General features: G+C 61.1%; 14 protein-coding genes and 3 pseudogenes. 9 read left to right on the top strand and 8 right to left on the bottom strand.

What is annotated here, in order from left to right; all coding sequences use genetic code 11:
* The first annotated feature begins 10 nt into the window (after positions 1-10).
* The 3 genes and pseudogenes from GZ093_RS04745 to GZ093_RS20815 all read left to right on the top strand — a co-directional run bounded on the left by GZ093_RS04745 (position 11) and on the right by GZ093_RS20815 (position 2,352).
* Positions 11-838, top strand: a complete 828-nt coding sequence (locus GZ093_RS04745; RefSeq protein WP_296482796.1) for an ABC transporter permease subunit — start codon at positions 11-13, stop codon at positions 836-838.
* Between the two features lie 104 nt (positions 839-942).
* Positions 943-1,722, top strand: a complete 780-nt coding sequence (gene phnE / locus GZ093_RS04740; RefSeq protein ID WP_296482857.1) for a phosphonate ABC transporter, permease protein PhnE — start codon at positions 943-945, stop codon at positions 1,720-1,722.
* A 91-nt stretch (positions 1,723-1,813) separates the two neighbouring features.
* Positions 1,814-2,352: pseudogene (locus GZ093_RS20815) on the top strand (alpha/beta fold hydrolase).
* Positions 2,353-2,674: 322 nt separating this feature from the next.
* Here the strand turns inward: GZ093_RS20815 and asd are convergent.
* Positions 2,675-3,538 carry an archaetidylserine decarboxylase gene (gene asd, locus GZ093_RS04730; protein ID WP_296482855.1) on the bottom strand — a complete coding sequence of 288 codons (864 nt, stop codon included), beginning with the start codon at positions 3,536-3,538 and terminating at the stop codon, positions 2,675-2,677.
* 1 nt (position 3,539) lies between these two features.
* Complete coding sequence (locus GZ093_RS04725; protein ID WP_296482790.1) at positions 3,540-4,001, bottom strand: hypothetical protein; 462 nt, start codon at positions 3,999-4,001, stop codon at positions 3,540-3,542.
* A gap of 189 nt (positions 4,002-4,190) precedes the next feature.
* Between GZ093_RS04725 and GZ093_RS04720 the strand changes: the two genes are divergently transcribed.
* From GZ093_RS04720 to GZ093_RS04705, 4 genes are all read left to right on the top strand, one after another.
* A complete protein-coding gene (locus GZ093_RS04720; protein ID WP_296482787.1) occupies positions 4,191-4,832 on the top strand; it encodes a peroxiredoxin in 642 nt (213 codons plus the stop codon).
* A gap of 84 nt (positions 4,833-4,916) precedes the next feature.
* Positions 4,917-5,426: a DUF1269 domain-containing protein gene (locus GZ093_RS04715; protein ID WP_296482784.1), complete on the top strand. Its 510-nt coding sequence runs from the start codon at positions 4,917-4,919 to the stop codon at positions 5,424-5,426.
* 50 nt (positions 5,427-5,476) lie between these two features.
* Entirely contained in the window at positions 5,477-6,217 is a 741-nt protein-coding gene (locus tag GZ093_RS04710) for a ZIP family metal transporter (protein WP_296482780.1), read from the top strand.
* A gap of 49 nt (positions 6,218-6,266) precedes the next feature.
* Positions 6,267-7,262 (top strand): glutaredoxin domain-containing protein, encoded by a 996-nt coding sequence (locus GZ093_RS04705; RefSeq protein WP_296482777.1) that lies wholly within the window; start codon positions 6,267-6,269, stop codon positions 7,260-7,262.
* Positions 7,263-7,536: 274 nt separating this feature from the next.
* Here the strand turns inward: GZ093_RS04705 and GZ093_RS04700 are convergent.
* Positions 7,537-8,112 (bottom strand): annotated as a pseudogene (locus GZ093_RS04700) (FAD-dependent oxidoreductase); the annotation flags it as partial.
* 59 nt (positions 8,113-8,171) lie between these two features.
* Between GZ093_RS04700 and GZ093_RS04695 the strand changes: the two are divergent.
* Both GZ093_RS04695 and GZ093_RS04690 read left to right on the top strand, forming a co-directional pair.
* Complete coding sequence (locus GZ093_RS04695; protein ID WP_296482775.1) at positions 8,172-8,477, top strand: type II toxin-antitoxin system RelE/ParE family toxin; 306 nt, start codon at positions 8,172-8,174, stop codon at positions 8,475-8,477.
* Positions 8,461-8,790: a Fis family transcriptional regulator gene (locus tag GZ093_RS04690; protein WP_296482773.1), complete on the top strand. Its 330-nt coding sequence runs from the start codon at positions 8,461-8,463 to the stop codon at positions 8,788-8,790. The genes GZ093_RS04695 and GZ093_RS04690 overlap by 17 nt, the downstream gene beginning before the upstream one ends.
* A gap of 64 nt (positions 8,791-8,854) precedes the next feature.
* Here GZ093_RS04690 and GZ093_RS04685 read toward each other — a convergent pair whose 3' ends face one another.
* The 5 genes and pseudogenes from GZ093_RS04685 to aceE form a co-directional block, all read right to left on the bottom strand.
* On the bottom strand, positions 8,855-9,037 hold the full coding sequence (locus tag GZ093_RS04685) for a hypothetical protein (RefSeq protein WP_296482859.1): 183 nt from the start codon (positions 9,035-9,037) through the stop codon (positions 8,855-8,857).
* 19 nt (positions 9,038-9,056) lie between these two features.
* A pseudogene (locus GZ093_RS04680) lies at positions 9,057-9,808 on the bottom strand (N-6 DNA methylase); the annotation flags it as partial.
* 141 nt (positions 9,809-9,949) lie between these two features.
* On the bottom strand, positions 9,950-11,809 hold the full coding sequence (lpdA, locus tag GZ093_RS04675) for a dihydrolipoyl dehydrogenase (protein WP_296482770.1): 1,860 nt from the start codon (positions 11,807-11,809) through the stop codon (positions 9,950-9,952).
* Positions 11,810-11,833: 24 nt separating this feature from the next.
* Positions 11,834-13,519, bottom strand: coding sequence for a dihydrolipoyllysine-residue acetyltransferase (aceF, locus tag GZ093_RS04670; RefSeq protein ID WP_296482768.1), 1,686 nt, complete (start codon positions 13,517-13,519; stop codon positions 11,834-11,836).
* 137 nt (positions 13,520-13,656) lie between these two features.
* Entirely contained in the window at positions 13,657-16,368 is a 2,712-nt protein-coding gene (aceE, locus tag GZ093_RS04665; RefSeq protein WP_296482765.1) for a pyruvate dehydrogenase (acetyl-transferring), homodimeric type, read from the bottom strand.
* Positions 16,369-16,473: the final 105 nt, after the last annotated feature.

The raw sequence follows: 16,473 nt of genomic DNA, 5'->3' as shown, positions 1-16,473 counted from the left end.
AAGACGAACCATGTCGTTGAGGGTCGCCCCGCGCCGCGACCCCGCCTGGATCGGCCGCGTGTTTGCGCTATGGGCGACGCTGGCCGTGGCCTGGCCGCTGCTGGTGCTGGCTGAATTCAAGCCCTGGGCGCTGTTGAGCCCGCAAAGCCTGCAACCCACCTTGCACTTTTTGGGCGACTTTTTTCCGCCCAGGCTGGAGCCTGAATTTTTGTGGATGGTGGCGCGCGAGACCTGGCGCACCGTGGCCATCGCCACCGCAGGCATCACGCTGGCTCTGGGGTGGGCGGTGCCACTGGCGCTGATCGCATCGCGCACCTTGTCGGTGTCGGCACTGGTCGGCCGCATGGCGTTTCTTCCCGCATCTGTCCGCCAAGCCGTGCGCTGGTTGCTGATGCTGCTCAGGAGCGTGCCCGAGCTGATCTGGGCGCTGATCTTTGTGCGTGTGGTGGGGCTGGGACCGACCTCGGGCGTGTTGGCCATTGCGCTCACCTACGCCGGCATGCTAGGCAAGGTGTATGCCGAGATTCTGGAATCGGGCGATGCGCAGCCAACACAGGCACTGCTGCGCAACGGTGCGGGACGACTGCAGGCTTTTTTCTACGCCTTGTTGCCGCAACGCGCCACGGAGCTCACCAGCTACACGATTTACCGCTGGGAGTGCGCCATTCGCTCCTCTGCCGTGCTCGGCTTTGTGGGTGCCGGGGGTTTGGGTCAGCAAATGGACGCGTCCATGAAAATGTTCAACGGCAGTGAGGTCGCCACCATGCTGTTGGTGTTCATGGCACTGGTCTGGTTGGCTGACCGAGTCAGTGCCCTGCTCAGAAGTGCCCTCGCATGATCAAGCCAACGCGCGAACCTGGGCTGCCAGAGCGGGTGTCCGGGCCCACCTGTGAAAGCGCTGGGCAAACAATAACCCGGCCGGCACTGGGACGACCGCCCCCCATTTGGAACCTGCACTGCACAGCGTGCTGGCTGACTCTGGGCTTGGTCATTCTGGTGCTGAGCAGCTTTGCTTCGCTGGACTTGCAATGGCGCAAGTTTTTGTCGGGTGACGCGCTGGCATCCATGGGGCGTTTCATCCAGGAATTGACACAGCCGCAAGCCGACTTGGCCTTTCTGCGCAAAATCTTTTGGGCTAGCCTGGAAACCCTGGCCATGTCAGCGGTGGGCACGGCCCTGGCTGCGCTGGCTGGTCTGGCGCTGGCACTGCCTGCTGCGAAGACCCACCCCGATGACCCGGCCCGCTGGCGTGACCTCACACGGCTGCTGCTCAACGCCCTGCGCAGCGTTCCGGAGCTGGTGTGGGCCGCGCTGTTGTTGATATCTGCGGGTCTGGGCCCCCTGGCCGGCACCCTGGCGCTGGCGCTGCACACCACCGGGGTGCTCGGCCGCTTGTTTGCCGAGAGTTTTGAGAACCAGCCGCAAGGCCCTGCCGAGGCGCTGCGCTTGCGGGGCGTGCGGCCCGCCCAGGTGTTTTGGTACGCCGACCTGCCCCAAGCCCTGCCCCAACTGGTGAGCTACACGCTGTACCGCTGGGAGAACAATATCCGCGCGGCCGCCATTCTGGGCGTGGTCGGCGCGGGTGGCCTGGGGCAAATGCTGGCTTTTCACATGGGCTTGTTCCAGATGATGGAAACCAGTTCGGTGCTCATCGCCACGATGATTCTGGTGGCGCTGGTGGACGGTTTGAGTTATCTCACCCGCCTGGGGCTGCAGCGTTAGGCTTGGGTTGGCATGGTTGGAGTGGATGGTGAATCAGCGGCCCTAAAAGCTGTCATCTGATCTTGATTTCAAATGTTTTTCTCTCAGGCAAATGAATGAAGATTGCAGCAGGAAGATCGAGGCAGCTCGGGCTGTGGCATCGGCGCCCATCCTAATCGCCATTGCCTTTGACACTTGTCAAGCGCAGCCATACGCCAGCAGGTCCAATCGACTCTCCAAACCGGTGCACAAAATGAACTTGGAAGTCCTGTCACAGCAGCCGTTGCGGGAGTCAAGCAAGAGTCCGGTGTTGCTGGTGCACGGCGCTTGGCATGGAGCATGGTGTTGGAAGGTGTATTTTGCGGACTACCTTGCACAGCAGGGGTTCCAGGTGCATGCGATCAGTCTTCGAGGACACGGGAACAGCGAGGGTCGCCGGCGTTTGCGCTGGACCGCTTGGCAGATTATGTGGGCGATGTGGCCCAAGTTGCCCGCCAGTTAAGTGCCGCGCCCATCGTCATCGGCCATTCCATGGGCGGACTGGTGGTTCAAAAGTATCTGCAAATGCATGGTGCACCGGCGGGCGTGCTCATGGCGTCCATACCCCCCACGGGGGTGCTGCGAACCGCTTTGCATCTGGCCCGGCTCTAGCTTGCCACCAACTCAAGCGCTGATCGGCATCAGAATCGGGTGCGGATTGCGCTGCCAGATCCGAATCCTCCCACAGCGGTGGCCCGCGCGCGGCGCTGCAAGGTGCCGGAGTTCGCCAAAGCCATCGGGCACGAAGAAAAAATGGAAACGCCATAGCAACTGCCCATGGCAGTCTGCGTGACGGCAGACCTTTGTTTGCTGCGTTTTATATAGCTACATAACTAATCAACACGCGGTCTACAGTCATATTCTTTACAAATTTTGTGCCATTTTCCTGCAAGCCATGGAACACACTTCGCGCGCCCGATGGCGTGTCAACGGGCTACGCAGGCGCTGTTGACGCTGAAAACATGGCCATGGCCTCACCCATGTGGACGGTGCGCGCCGGCACCCAGTCTGCGCGAAGGTGCAGCATGTTCTTCGGGAACAGCATGACCACCGTGGAGCCGAGAAGAAAGCGGCCCATCTCCTCGCCCTGGCGCAACGAAATGGCCTGCTCGTCGTACTGCCACTCCCGTACCGCAGCCAGGCGCGGCGGGTTCACCACCCCATGCCAGACGGTGGCAATGCTGCCGACGATGGTGGCGCCGACCAAGGTCAGCACGAACGGGCCACGGGCCGAATCGAACACGCAGACCACGCGTTCGTTGCGCGCAAACAGCCCGGGCACGCCGCGCGTCGTGGTCGGGTTGACCGAAAACAGGTGGCCCGGCACATAAATCATCCGCACAAGGCGTCCGTCGCAGGGCATGTGGATGCGGTGGTAGTCCTTCGGGCTCAGGTAAAGGGTCGCAAACTGGCCGTCATCGAACCGGGCTGCGAGTCGGGCGTCGCCGCCGACCAGCGCGCGGGTGCTGTAGCGGTGGCCCTTGGCCTGCAGCAGCTGGTCGCCCTCGATCTGGCCGCACTGGATAATCGCGCCGTCCACCGGGCTGACGAAATCAGCCTGCGCCAGCGGGCGGACCCCGTCGCGCAGCGCGCGCGTGAAGAAGTCGTTGAAGCAGGCGTAGCCACCAGCGCCGGGGTCGGCTGCCTCGGCCATGTTCACGCCGTAGCGCGCAATGAACCAGGGGATCACACTGCGCGTCCACCAGCGTGCATGGGAGGCAGCGCATTTGCCAGCAAAGGCGGTCAACATCCTCTTGGGCAAGAGATACTGCGGCAGCACTGCCAGAAGGTCGAGCAGATCAGACACCTTCGCGATTCCCTGCACCCCGCCCACCGCGGCCAACTCCACCTGCCGCACCGCGCTGCGCGCAACGCTGGAATGCCGCCAAGTGGCGCTGCTGCGACGCCTCCTGCAAATGGCGCAGCACCGTGAGGATGTCGGTGCGCTGGGTCTGCCCCAGCAGCCGCTCGTACATTTCGCCGTTGGCGATCTCGGCAGTCACACCCGCTTCACAGGCTGCTTGCAGGCTGGCGTAGCGCTCAACCTTGCCCGGCCACGGGTTGGCCGGCACGGGCAGCCCGTAGCGCGCGAACAAGTCCAAAAGCGCCTCGATATGGCGCGCCTCGGCCTGGCGGATGTTGATGAACGGCCGGACCTCGCCGAAATCGGCGATCACCTGGTCGTAGATAGCCCAAGCTTGGTACTCGTCATCAAGTGCCTCATGGAGCACGCGGATTTCGAGGCCGGTGAGTTCGTTCATGATCAGTGTCCGGTGCAGAAGAATTTCATCAAAGCAAAAATTAGTCTCAACCATCCCTGCATGTGCACGGTTGCTTTTTGTCAATGAGCGGCAAAGGATTCAACGGGAAAATAATTCACAACCATCAGGAGCGGCACGGGGTTGTGTGTCGCATCAAGCCACACCACACCAAACCCCAAGGAGATCGTCATGTCCGAAATTCTCAGCCAGTTCCCCCATCTCAATGAACCAGCCCCCGGCTTCAAGGCCAAGACCACGCACGGTGATCGCAGCTTGGCAGACTACAAGGGCAAGTGGCTGATTCTGTTCTCCCATCCTGCCGACTTCACGCCCGTATGTACCACCGAGTTCATCGGTTTCGCCAACGCAGCCGACACTTTCAAGAGCATGAACTGCGAGTTGCTCGGCCTGTCGATCGACAGCCTGTTCTCGCACCTGGCCTGGACGCAGAACATCCAAGAGAAGTTTGGTGTGCACATCCCATTCCCGATCATCGAAGACATCAAGATGGAAGTTGCCAGCGCTTATGGCATGGTGCACCCCGGTGCCGCCGACACACAGGCCGTGCGCGCCACCTTCTTCATCGATCCCGACGGTGTGCTGCGCGCGATGGTCTACTACCCGATGAGCAACGGCCGCTCCATCAACGAGTTCATCCGCTTGTTGCAGGCGATGCAGACGAGTGACAAGAATTCCGTGGCGACTCCCGAGGGCTGGACGCCGGGCTGCGACGTCATCGTGCCGCCGCCCAAGACCCCAGAGGCCATCGCCAAGCGCGCAACCGAGGGCTACAAAACGGTCGACTGGTACTACTCAACCAAGAGTCTGTAACGCTCACTGGGGCAACAGGTTGGCGAGCTGTTGCCTGCAGTCGCGAACGATCGACGGGTGGGGGCTTTCATCAGGAGAAGCATGATGCGCAGAATCTATTTCCTTGTCCCGTCGGTCGCGTCAGCGCAAGCAATCGTCGACGAGTTGTTGCTGGCCCGGATTGATGCGAGCCACATTCACATGCTTGCCCGCGAGGACACGCCGCTGGAGGATCTGCCGAGAGCGAGTGTGGCGCAAAGCTCCGATCTCGTGCCGGCCCTGCAGCGCGGTGTTGCTGCAGGAGGCCTGGCCGGCTTGCTCGCCGGCCTGCTCGCCATCACCTTCCCGCCCGCGGGGTTTGTGTTCGGTGGTGGCGCTCTGCTCGGCATGACCGCGTTCGGCGCCGGCTTCGGGGCCTGGATGTCAAGCATGGTTGGCGCCGGACTGCCTAATAGCCGCATCGAGAAATTTGAAAAGGCCATTGCAGAGGGTCAATTATTGATGATGATTGACGTGTCGTCGCCGCGCGTCCAGGAGATCGAGTCACTCGTCACCCGTCACCATGCAGAAGCGGAGCTTGAGGGCGTAGACCCCAACATCCCGATCTTCCCGTGACTGACTACCGCGCGGTGACATTGCGATCCTGATCTTGCCTGCGTCAAGTGTTGTTGCTCTGGATCGTCACCTTCTCGCTTATTGGCAGTGTCGGGGCAGCTGCCGGTGCTGCGCTGTTGCTGGTGTTTCCGCTGGCAGTCCGGGACGCGCTCGTCCCAGCGTTGATCAGCTATGCCGCAGGCGTGCTGCTTGGCGCCGCCTTCCTGGGTATGATTCCAACCGCACTGGTGCGCGGTGACGCCAGACTGATCCTGCCGACGGTGCTGAGTGGGTTGGTCTTGTTTTTCGTGCTGGAGAAGCTTGTGCTGTGGCGCCATTGCCACGACAGGGACTGTCCAGCCCATATTGGCCGCACTGGCGCGCTGATTCTGATCGGTGACGCCTTCCACAACTTCGTCGACGGCGTCGTCATTGCGGCCGCGTTTCTCGTTTCGGTGCCACTGGGCATTGCCACCGCCCTGGCGGTGATCGCCCATGAGGTGCCGCAGGAAGTGGGTGATTTCGCTATCCTGCTCGACAGTGGCTACGGCCGGGCCAAGGCGTTCTGGCTCAACATGCTGTCGGCCAGCGCAACGCTGCCGGGGGCATTAGCTGGTTATTTCTGGCTGGCGCATATACAGGTGGCAATTCCCTACATCCTGGCGCTGTCCGCAGCGAGCTTTATCTACATCGCATTGGCAGACCTCGTCCCGTCGCTGCATCGTCGAACGACATCGTGGCAGTCAGCCCTCCAATTGCTACTGCTGCTGGCCGGCATCGGAACCATCGCCTTCATGCATCACGCGCGCTGACTGGAGTCAACACCATTGCGCTCGTCCCATTCGCACATTGAAGAACGGCATGATTTTCCGAAGTTGGGTGCTGGGCCTGCTTCTGTGGTGTGGACTGCCATGGCTGGCTTTGGCAGAGGCACCCCCGCCGCAGAGCCCTGAGGCCCCGGTGCTGGAAGTGTTCGTGCGCCAGGACTGCCCGCACTGCGCCGAGGCCAAGGCTTACCTGCCCCTATTCGCCCGCGAGCGACCGTGGCTGCGCGTCGTCTATCGTGCGGTGGACGAGGATGCCAACGCCCGTGATGCCCTGGTGCGCATCACCGAGCAGGCGGGTTACTGGCCACCGGGTGTGCCTACCTTTGTGTTTCAGGGCCGGGTGCTGGTGGGTTTTGCCGATGCGCAGCAGTCCGGCCCCGAGTTGGCCGCGTTGGTGGACTGTGCGGCACCGGGCCAGCTGTCCACCCCCGCGTCAACGCCGCCGCCAAACACAATCGACGCTGGCCGGTGGGGCACCCTGACCGTTACCGAACTGGGCTTGCCGCTGTTCACGCTGGCGATCGGCCTGCTTGACGGCTTCAACCCCTGCGCCATGTGGGTGCTGTTGTTTCTACTGTCGCTGCTGGTGCACCTGCACGCTCGCCGGCGCATGGCGCTGATTGCGGGTACCTTTGTGCTGGTCAGCGGCGCTGTCTACTACATCTTCATGGCCGCCTGGCTGAATGTGTTTCTGGCCGTGGGTCTGTCAGATGCGGTACGCATGGGGCTGGCGGTATTGGCGCTGCTCATTGCGGCGGTGAACATCAAGGACTTCGCAGCTGGCCCTCAAGGCCTGTCCCTGTCGATTCCTGCTGCGGCCAAGCCGGGGTTGTACGCCCGCATGCGCCAGGTGGTGCAGGCGCGTTCGCTGCCACTGGCCTTGCTGGGCGCGGCGACCCTGGCCGTGGTGGTGAACTTCATCGAACTGTTGTGCACGGCCGGCTTGCCCGCCATGTACACCGCGATTCTGACGCAACAAGCCCTCGGCCCCGCAACCCACTACTCCAGCCTCACCTCGCCCTCCCATTGACGCGCTGATCGAACTCGTCGTCTGCTGCAGATTGGGCTGCCAGTTCCCATGCTCAGGTCCGACCTGTCACGTTGCAGGATGGGGCGCAGCCTTGGCACAGATAGCACCCACTGGCGCACCGCCAGGCGGGGGCAGAAGTGGGCCGTCAGGTGTGGGCGGTCGCACACCGGCACACTCCTACGGCCTCGGCACCTTTGCTCACGTCATGCGACCAGATAGCAAGAAGCCCGAACCGGCGACGGTTCGGGCTTCTTGCTGGGGAACAAAGCGGGAACTATTTGCGTGCCGGCGGCAGATCCGTACAACTCCCATGCGCCACTTCCGCCGCCATGCCGATGGATTCCCCAAGGGTTGGGTGCGGGTGGATCGCTTTGCCGATGTCGATGGCGTCAGCGCCCATCTCGATCGCCAGCGCAATCTCGCCGATCATGTCGCCGGCATGGGTGCCGACCATGCCGCCGCCCAGGATCTTGCCGTGGCCGTGCGCCTCGTCGCCGTCGTCAAACAGCAGCTTGGTGACGCCTTCGTCGCGGCCGTTGGCAATGGCCCGGCCGGAGGCAGTCCAGGGGAACAGGCCCTTCTTGACCTTAATGCCTTGCGCCTTCGCCTGGTCTTCGGTGAGGCCGACCCAGGCCACTTCGGGGTCGGTGTAGGCCACGCTCGGGATGACACGGGCGTTGAACGCAGCGGCTGCCAGTTCCTTGTTGCCCTGCAACTCGCCAGCAATAACTTCGGCAGCCACATGCGCCTCGTGCACCGCCTTGTGCGCCAGCATCGGCTGGCCGACGATGTCGCCGATGGAAAAGATGTGCGGCACGTTGGTGCGCATCTGGATGTCGACAGTGATGAAGCGGCGAGCGTCAGACAAACTCGAAGTCAATAAAGTACTTTATAAGGTACAATTAACTCATGTCTTCAACGAGAAAAATGCCAGCCATCTTTTATCGTTCTGCCAGTGGCGACGAACCGGTGCGCGAATGGTTGAAGGCATTGGATAAAGTCGATCGACAAGCCATAGTTGATCACCTGCGAGGCTCAATCTGGGAGGTGCGTAGCAAGATTGGCAACCGAATTGCGCGAGTATTGTTCGCTGTGGAGCAGTCAGAAATGATTTTGCTGCACGCCTTTATCAAGAAAACCCAGCAGACGAACCCAACCGATATTGAACTGGCAAGCAAACGCCTGAAGGAGTGGAAAAATGGCCAAAGCGACTAAAGAAAACCCACACGCGGGTAGCAGTTTTGATGATTTTCTCAAAGAGGATGGCATCTTTGAAGAGGTACAGGCCCGCGCCCTCAAACGGGCATTGGCCGAGCAGTTGGACGAAGCCATGCAAAGCGGCAAACTCAGCAAAGTGAATATGGCGCAGCGCATGGCCACCAGCCGCTCCCAACTGGACCGGGTGCTTGACCCAAGCAACCTGTCCATCCAGCTCGATACGTTGATCAAAGCGGCGAGTGCGGTTGGCAGAACCGTAGAAATTCGGCTGAAACGGGATACCAAACGCACGCGGGTTACTGCCGCATAAGAAAGCAGCGCAGCCCTCACGGAATCTGCGCGGCCAGCTACTGATTCAGTAGCGTCTTAGCAATCTACTTGCGCGCCGGCGGCAAGTCCGTGCAGCTGCCGTGCGCTACCTCGGCTGCCATGCCAATTCTCTCGCCCAGCGTCGGATGGGCATGGATGATCTTGCCGATGTACACGGCGTCAGCGCCCGTTGGGCTGGCCCACGATGTCGCCGATGGCGAACTGAGGGGCTTTGGCCATGCGGTCACACCTGTTAGCCAGACCGATTTATGGCAACGGGCTTAGGCCCAGCTCCTTCAGGAATGCATCGTGCTTGTGCTTTGCCGTCGCAATGGCTTTCTCAATCTTGACCAACTCGCCATGCGTCGCTGCCAGGTCAATCTCCGCCTCGCCCACCGCCGTGCTGATGTAGCGGGAGATGTTCAGGTTGTAGTCGTTCTTCTCGATCTCTTCCATCTCCACCCGGCGGGCATAGCGGGGCTCTTCCTTGCGGAACTGGTAGGTCTCGATGATCTTGGCGATGTGCTCATTCGTCAGTTGGTTCTGGCGCTTTCCTTTGACGAAGTGCTCGGCCGCGTTGATGCAGAGCACGTCGTCCGGCCTCTTACATTTCTTGAGCACCAAAATGCAAACCGGGATACCGGTGGAATAAAGAAAAGGTTGGCGGGCAGGCCGATCACGGTGTCGATGTGGCCATCCTTGAGCAGCTTGGTGCGGATGCGTTCCTCGGCACCGCCACGGAAAAGAACCCCATGGGGCAAGATGATGGCCATCACGCCCTCGTCTTTCAGGAAATGAAAGCCGTGCAGCAGAAAGGCAAAGTCCGCCGCAGATTTGGGGGCGAGGCCGTGGTTCTTGAAGCGCACGTCGTCAGCCTGCGCGTCCGTGGGCTCCCAGCGGTAGCTGAAGGGCGGATTGGCGACGATGGCGTCGAACGCGGGTTTCCTGGCGGGGTTCAGCTCGCGCAGGTTGTCCCAGTCGTTCGTCAGCGTGTCGCCGTGGTAGATGTCGAACTCGGTGACGTTATCGACTGACTAAGGGCTGTTCGCTTTATGAATTACCCACGACTGTGACTGCTTGTATGCGGAATCCACCCACCCAGCAAAAGGCCCGAACCGGTGAGGGTTCGGGCCCTTTGCTGGGTAGCTTGGATGCTTGGTCTACTTACGGGCGGGCGGCAAATCAGTACAACTCCCATGCGCCACTTCCGCCGCCATGCCGATGGATTCCCCAAGCGTCGGATGCGGGTGGATGGTTTTGCCGATGTCGATGGCATCGGCGCCCATCTCGATCGCCAGCGCAATCTCGCCGATCATGTCGCCGGCATGGGTGCCGACCATGCCGCCACCCAGTATCTTGCCGTGGCCGTGCGCCTCCTCGCTGTCGTCAAACAGCAGCTTGGTGACCCCTTCATCACGGCCGTTGGCAATGGCGCGACCTGACGCGGTCCAGGGGAACAGGCCCTTTTTGACCTTGATGCCCTGCGCCTTGGCCTGGTCTTCGGTCAGGCCGACCCAGGCCACTTCGGGGTCGGTGTAGGCGACGCTGGGAATGACGCGGGCGTTGAAGGCGGCGCTGGCCAGTTCCTTGTTGCCTTGTAATTCACCTGCGATCACTTCAGCCGCCACATGGGCTTCGTGCACCGCCTTGTGCGCCAGCATCGGCTGGCCCACGATGTCGCCGATGGCGAAGATGTGGGGCACGTTGGTGCGCATCTGAATGTCGACGTTGATAAAGCCACGATCGGTCACTGCTACACCGGCCTTGTCGGCGGCGATCTTCTTGCCGTTGGGCGTGCGGCCCACGGCCTGCAATACCAGGTCGTAGGTCTGCGGCGCCGGGGCGGTGCCGCCCTCCTCCGCTGCGGCAAACGTCACCTCGATACCGGCCGCAGTGGCTTTGGCGCCCACCGTTTTGGTCTTGAGCATGATGTTGTCAAAGCGCGGGGCGTTCATCTTTTGCCAGATCTTGACGAGGTCGCGGTCGGCGCCTTGCATCAGGCCGTCCAGCATTTCGACCACATCCAGGCGGGCGCCGAGCGTGCTGTAGACCGTGCCCATTTCCAGGCCGATGATGCCGCCGCCCAGAATCAGCATGCGCTTGGGTACTGCCTTCAAGGCCAAGGCGCCAGTGCTGTCCACCACGCGCGGATCGTCTGGCATGAAGGGCAAGCGCACGGCCTGGCTGCCCGCGGCGATGATGCACTTCTTGAACGCAATAGTCTGCGTCTTGCCGGTTTTCTCTTGGGATGTGCCGGTGGTTTCTTCGACCGTCAAATGGTTGGCACCGACAAACGCCCCGTAGCCGCGCACCACGGTGACCTTGCGCATCTTGGCCATCGCCGCCAGGCCGCCGGTGAGCTTGGTGACGACTTTCTCTTTGTGGCCGCGCAGGGTGTCCACGTTGATCTTGGGCGCGCCAAAGTCCACGCCCAGCGCGGCCATGTGGCTGACTTCATCGATAACCGCGGCCACGTGCAACAGCGCTTTGGACGGGATGCAGCCGACGTTCAGACAGACACCGCCCAGTTGGGCGTAGCGCTCGACCAGGATGACTTTGAGGCCCAAATCTGCAGCGCGGAAGGCCGCCGAATAGCCGCCAGGGCCGCCGCCGAGCACCAGCAAATCGCAATCCAGATCGACGCCGCCTGCATAGCTGGCGGCAGTAACGGCTGGGATGGGCGCGCTCACAACCGCAGATGCTACTGTTTGTGTAGCTGCCTGTGCAGACGCGACGGGGGCTACAGCCGGATTTGGCTTGGAATCTTGTGAAATGGCCACATCTGCTGCCTCCAGCACCAGCAGCACCGAGCCTTCGGATACCTTGTCGCCCAGCGCCACTTTGAGTTCTTTCACCACGCCCGCGTGGCTGCAGGGAATTTCCATGGACGCCTTGTCGGATTCCACCGTGATCAGGCTTTGCTCGGACCGAACGGTGTCGCCGGGCTTGACCAGCAGCTCGATGACGGTGACTTCGGCGAAGTCGCCAATGTTGGGGACTTTGATGTCGATAAGTGCCATTTGTTGTTCCAGATCGGTGGGGAGTTAAAGCAGCGCCCGGCGGAAGTCGCCGAGGATCTGGCCCAGATAGACGTTGAAGCGGGCCGCAGCGGCGCCGTCAATCACGCGGTGGTCCCAGGTCAAGGAGAGCGGCAACATCAGGCGCGGCTGGAAGACGTTGCCATCCCACACCGGCTGGATGGTGGAGCGGCACACGCCCAGAATCGATACTTCAGGCGCGTTGATGATGGGCGTGAAGTAACGCCCGCCAATGCCGCCCAGACTCGAAATGGTGAAGCTGGCACCGGTCATCTCGGCCGGGCTCAGCTTGCCGTCGCGCGCCTTTTGGGCCAGTTCGCCCATCTCCACCGAGATTTGCATGATGCCTTTTTTGTCCGCGTCCTTGATCACCGGCACCATCAGGCCGTTGGGCGTGTCCGCCGCAAAACCGATGTGGTAGTACTGCTTGTAGATCAGGGCGTCACCATCGAGCGAGCTGTTGAATTCGGGGTATTTCTTGAGCGCGGCCACACAGGCCTTGATCAGGAAGGCCAGCATGGTGACCTTCACGCCCGATTTTTCATTTTCTTTGTTGGTCGAGACCCGGAAGGCTTCCAGGTCGGTGATGTCACAGTCGTCATGGTTGGTCACGGCCGGAATCAGGATCGCGTTGCGCAACAGGTTGGCACCGCTGATCTTCTTGATGCGGCTGAGTTCCTTGCGCTCGACCGGCCCAAACTTGGCAAAGTCCACTTTGGGCCACGGAATCAGGCCCAAGCCCGCACCGTCATTGGTAGTTGCGACGGCGGCCGTTTTGGCTTGTGCCTGGGCAGCCAGCGTTTGAGCCGCGCCGCTCATCACCGAGCGGGTGAAGGCTTGCACGTCGTGGTCGGTGATGCGGCCTTTCAAGCCGCTGCCTTTGACTTCATTCAGGGGCACGCCCAGCTCACGGGCAAACTTGCGAACCGACGGCGACGCGTGGGGCAGGCCCAACGGGGCCAATGTGGGGCTGTGTGCGGGCACGGCCAACACGGCAGCCGCTGGTGCAACAGCCGCCGCGGCGGCCACCGGCGCAGCGGCAAGCGCTGAGGCGGCCGCCGACGGCGCAGCTGCAGCCGTTGCGACCGGCGCGGCACCTTCCAGAATCGCCAGCAAGTCACCCCTATTGATCTTGTCGCCGAGTTTGACCTTGAGCTCCTTGATCACACCCGCCGCGCTGGAAGGTATTTCCATGGACGCTTTGTCAGACTCCACGGTCATCAGGCTTTGCTCAAGCCGGACAGCGTCGCCGACCTTGACCATCACCTCGATCACCGTCACATCCTTGAAGTCACCAATGTCCGGCACGCGCACTTCGATCGGGCCCACGCTGGGTGCGACCGTATTAGTAGCTGATTGCGAAGGAAGGACGGGGGCTGCAGCCTGATTTGTCTTAAATTCCTGGGCCGACGCCGGTGCCGCAGCGGCAGGGCCAGCAGCGGCGCCGGCAGCATCTGCCACTTCCAACAACAAGACCAAGGAGCCTTCCCTGACCTTGTCGCCCAGAGCGACCTTGAGCTCCTTGACCACGCCCGCCGCGGACGATGGAATTTCCATCGACGCCTTGTCGGACTCCACCGTGATCAAGCTTTGTTCGGCGGTGACGGTGTCACCGGGTTTGACCAGCAGTTCAATCACGGCCACTTCATCAAAATCACCGATATCCGGGACTTTTACTTCTACCAATGCCATGTTGTCTCTCCATGCCTATTCAGTTGAGGGCAGCGCTTCGGTTCGCGACAGGCCGCCCCAACGGTTTATCTGATGTCCGTTCGCCCTGAGCGTGGTCGTCGGGTGTCGACCAGCTCAGGGCGAACGGGATTAGGGTTTCAAGCGTACAGCGGATTGACCTTGTCGGTCTTGATGCCGTACTTGGCAATCGCTTCAACCACTTTGGCCACCGGCAGCGTGCCTTCTTCACTCAGCGCCTTCAGCGCTGCCACCACGATGAAATGGCGGTTGACCTCAAAGTGCTCGCGCAATTTGGAGCGGAAGTCGCTGCGGCCAAAGCCGTCGGTTCCCAGCACTTTGTAGGTTCGGCCCTTGGGGATGAAAGAGCGAATCTGCTCGGCATAAGCCTTCATGTAGTCGGTGGATGCCACCACCGGGCCGGTGTGTTTTTCGAGCTGTTGGGCGACAAACGACACGCTGGGCGTTTGCGCCGGATGCAGCAGGTTGTGGCGTTCGCAGGCCTGGCCATCACGCGCCAGCTCATTGAAGCTGGGGCAGCTCCAGACATTGGCGCTGACGCCCCAGTCCTTGGCCAGCAACTCCTGGGCGGCAATCGATTCGCGCAGGATCGTGCCAGAGCCCAGCAACTGCACCGTGGGCTGCTTGGCCGCCGTTGCACCCGCCTTGCACAAGTACATGCCCTTGATGATCTGCTCTTCGGTGCCTGCACTCAAGCCCGGCATCGGGTAGTTCTCATTGAGCAGCGTGATGTAGTAATAGACGTTGTCCTGCTTTTCAACCATGCGCTTCAAGCCGTGGTGCAGGATGACGCCCACCTCATGCGCAAAGGTCGGGTCGTAGCTGATGCAGTTGGGAATGGTGCCGGCCAGAATGTGGCTGTGACCGTCTTCGTGTTGCAGGCCTTCGCCGTTGAGCGTGGTGCGCCCCGAGGTGCCGCCCAGCAGAAAGCCGCGCGCCTGCATGTCGCCGGCCGCCCAGGCCAGGTCGCCGATGCGCTGAAAGCCGAACATCGAGTAGTACACGTAAAACGGCACCATGATGCGGTTGGAGGTCGAGTAGCTGGTGGCCGCCGCGATCCAGCTTGCCATGCCGCCGGCTTCGTTGATACCCTCTTGCAGCATTTGGCCCTTGGCATCTTCCTTGTAGTACATGACCTGGTCTTTGTCGACCGGGGTGTATTTCTGGCCCTCCGGGTTGTAGATGCCGATCTGGCGGAACAGACCTTCCATACCAAAGGTGCGGCCCTCATCCACCAAGATGGGCACGACACGTGGGCCCAGCGCCTGGTCGCGCAGCAACTGGCTGAGAAAACGCACATAGGCCTGGGTGGTCGAAATCTCACGTCCTTCAGCGGTCGGGTCGAGCACGGCTTTGAAGGTTTCCAGCGAGGGCACGGTGAAGCTCTCGTCGGCTTTGGTGCGCCGGTGCGGCAAATAGCCCCCCAAGGCCTTGCGCCGCTCGTGCAGGTAACGCATCTCAGGCGTGTCGTCAGCCGGCTTATAGAACGGCAGCTTGGACAGCTCGCTGTCCGGAATCGGGATGTTGAAACGGTCGCGAAAGATCTTGATGTCTTCATCGGTCAGCTTCTTGGTCTGGTGCACGGCATTTTTGCCCTCACCGCTCTTGCCCATGCCGAAACCCTTGACGGTCTTGATCAACAACACGGTAGGCTGCCCCTGGTGATTGACGGCCTTGTGGTAGGCGGCATAGACCTTTTGCGGGTCATGGCCGCCGCGGCGCAGGTTCCAGATGTCGTCGTCGCTCATCTTGGCCACCATCTCCAGCGTGCGCGGGTCGCGGCCGAAAAAGTGCTTGCGCACATAGGCACCGTCATTGGCCTTGAAGGACTGGTAGTCGCCATCGAGCGTGTCCATCATGAGCTTGCGCAAGGCGCCGTCCTTGTCACGCGCCAGCAACGGGTCCCAGTTGCTGCCCCACAGCAATTTGATGACGTTCCAGCCCGCGCCGCGGAAGGTGCCCTCTAACTCCTGCACGATCTTGCCGTTGCCGCGCACCGGGCCGTCCAGGCGCTGCAGGTTGCAGTTGATGACAAAAATCAGGTTGTCGAGTTTTTCGCGCGCGGCCAGGCCGATAGCACCCAGACTTTCGACCTCGTCCATTTCGCCATCGCCACAAAACACCCAGACCTTGCGGTTCTCGGTGTTGGCAATGCCACGGGCGTGCAGGTATTTCAAAAAGCGCGCCTGGTAAATGGCCATCAGAGGCCCGAGGCCCATCGACACCGTGGGGAACTGCCAGAACTCAGGCATCAGCTTGGGATGCGGGTAGCTGGACAAGCCCTTTCCACCGGTCTCCTGGCGGAAATGCAGCAACTGCTCTTCAGTCAAACGGCCTTCCAGGTAGGCACGGGCATAGACACCGGGTGCGACATGGCCTTGGATATAGAGACAGTCGCCACCATGGTTTTCACTCTCGGCATGCCAGAAATGGTTAAAACCCGCGCCAAACATATGCGCCAGCGAGGCAAACGAACCAATGTGCCCGCCGAGATCGCCACCGTCCACGGGGTGATGCCGGTTGGCTTTAACCACCATCGCCATGGCGTTCCAGCGCATGTAGGCGCGCAGGCGTTCTTCAATTTCGATGTTGCCGGGGCAACGCTCTTCCTGATCGGGCTCCAGGGTGTTGACATAGCCGGTGTTGGCCGAAAACGGCATGTCGATGCTGCTTTGGCGGGCATGCTCAAGCAGCTGCTCCAGCAAAAAATGGGCGCGTTCAGGTCCTTCACTTTGAATGACGGCGCTCAAAGCATCCATCCATTCACGGGTTTCCTGGCTGTCGACGTCAGGCGTGCTCGCGCCCACCAAATTCTCGGGAACTTCTGACATATTTGTCTCCTGGGTGGTCTGTTATTTTGATGTTATTGGTATTCTCCAAAAACGCCAATTTTTTTATTTTGCCATATTTTTTCTATTTTTCAAATCGTGCGAATT

It is taken from the genome of Rhodoferax sp. (assembly GCF_010365055.1).
In the GTDB taxonomy this organism is placed as follows: domain Bacteria; phylum Pseudomonadota; class Gammaproteobacteria; order Burkholderiales; family Burkholderiaceae_C; genus Rhodoferax.
The sequence above is the reverse complement of the archived record's forward strand: the minus strand, read 5'-3'. Positions and strand labels throughout refer to the sequence as shown.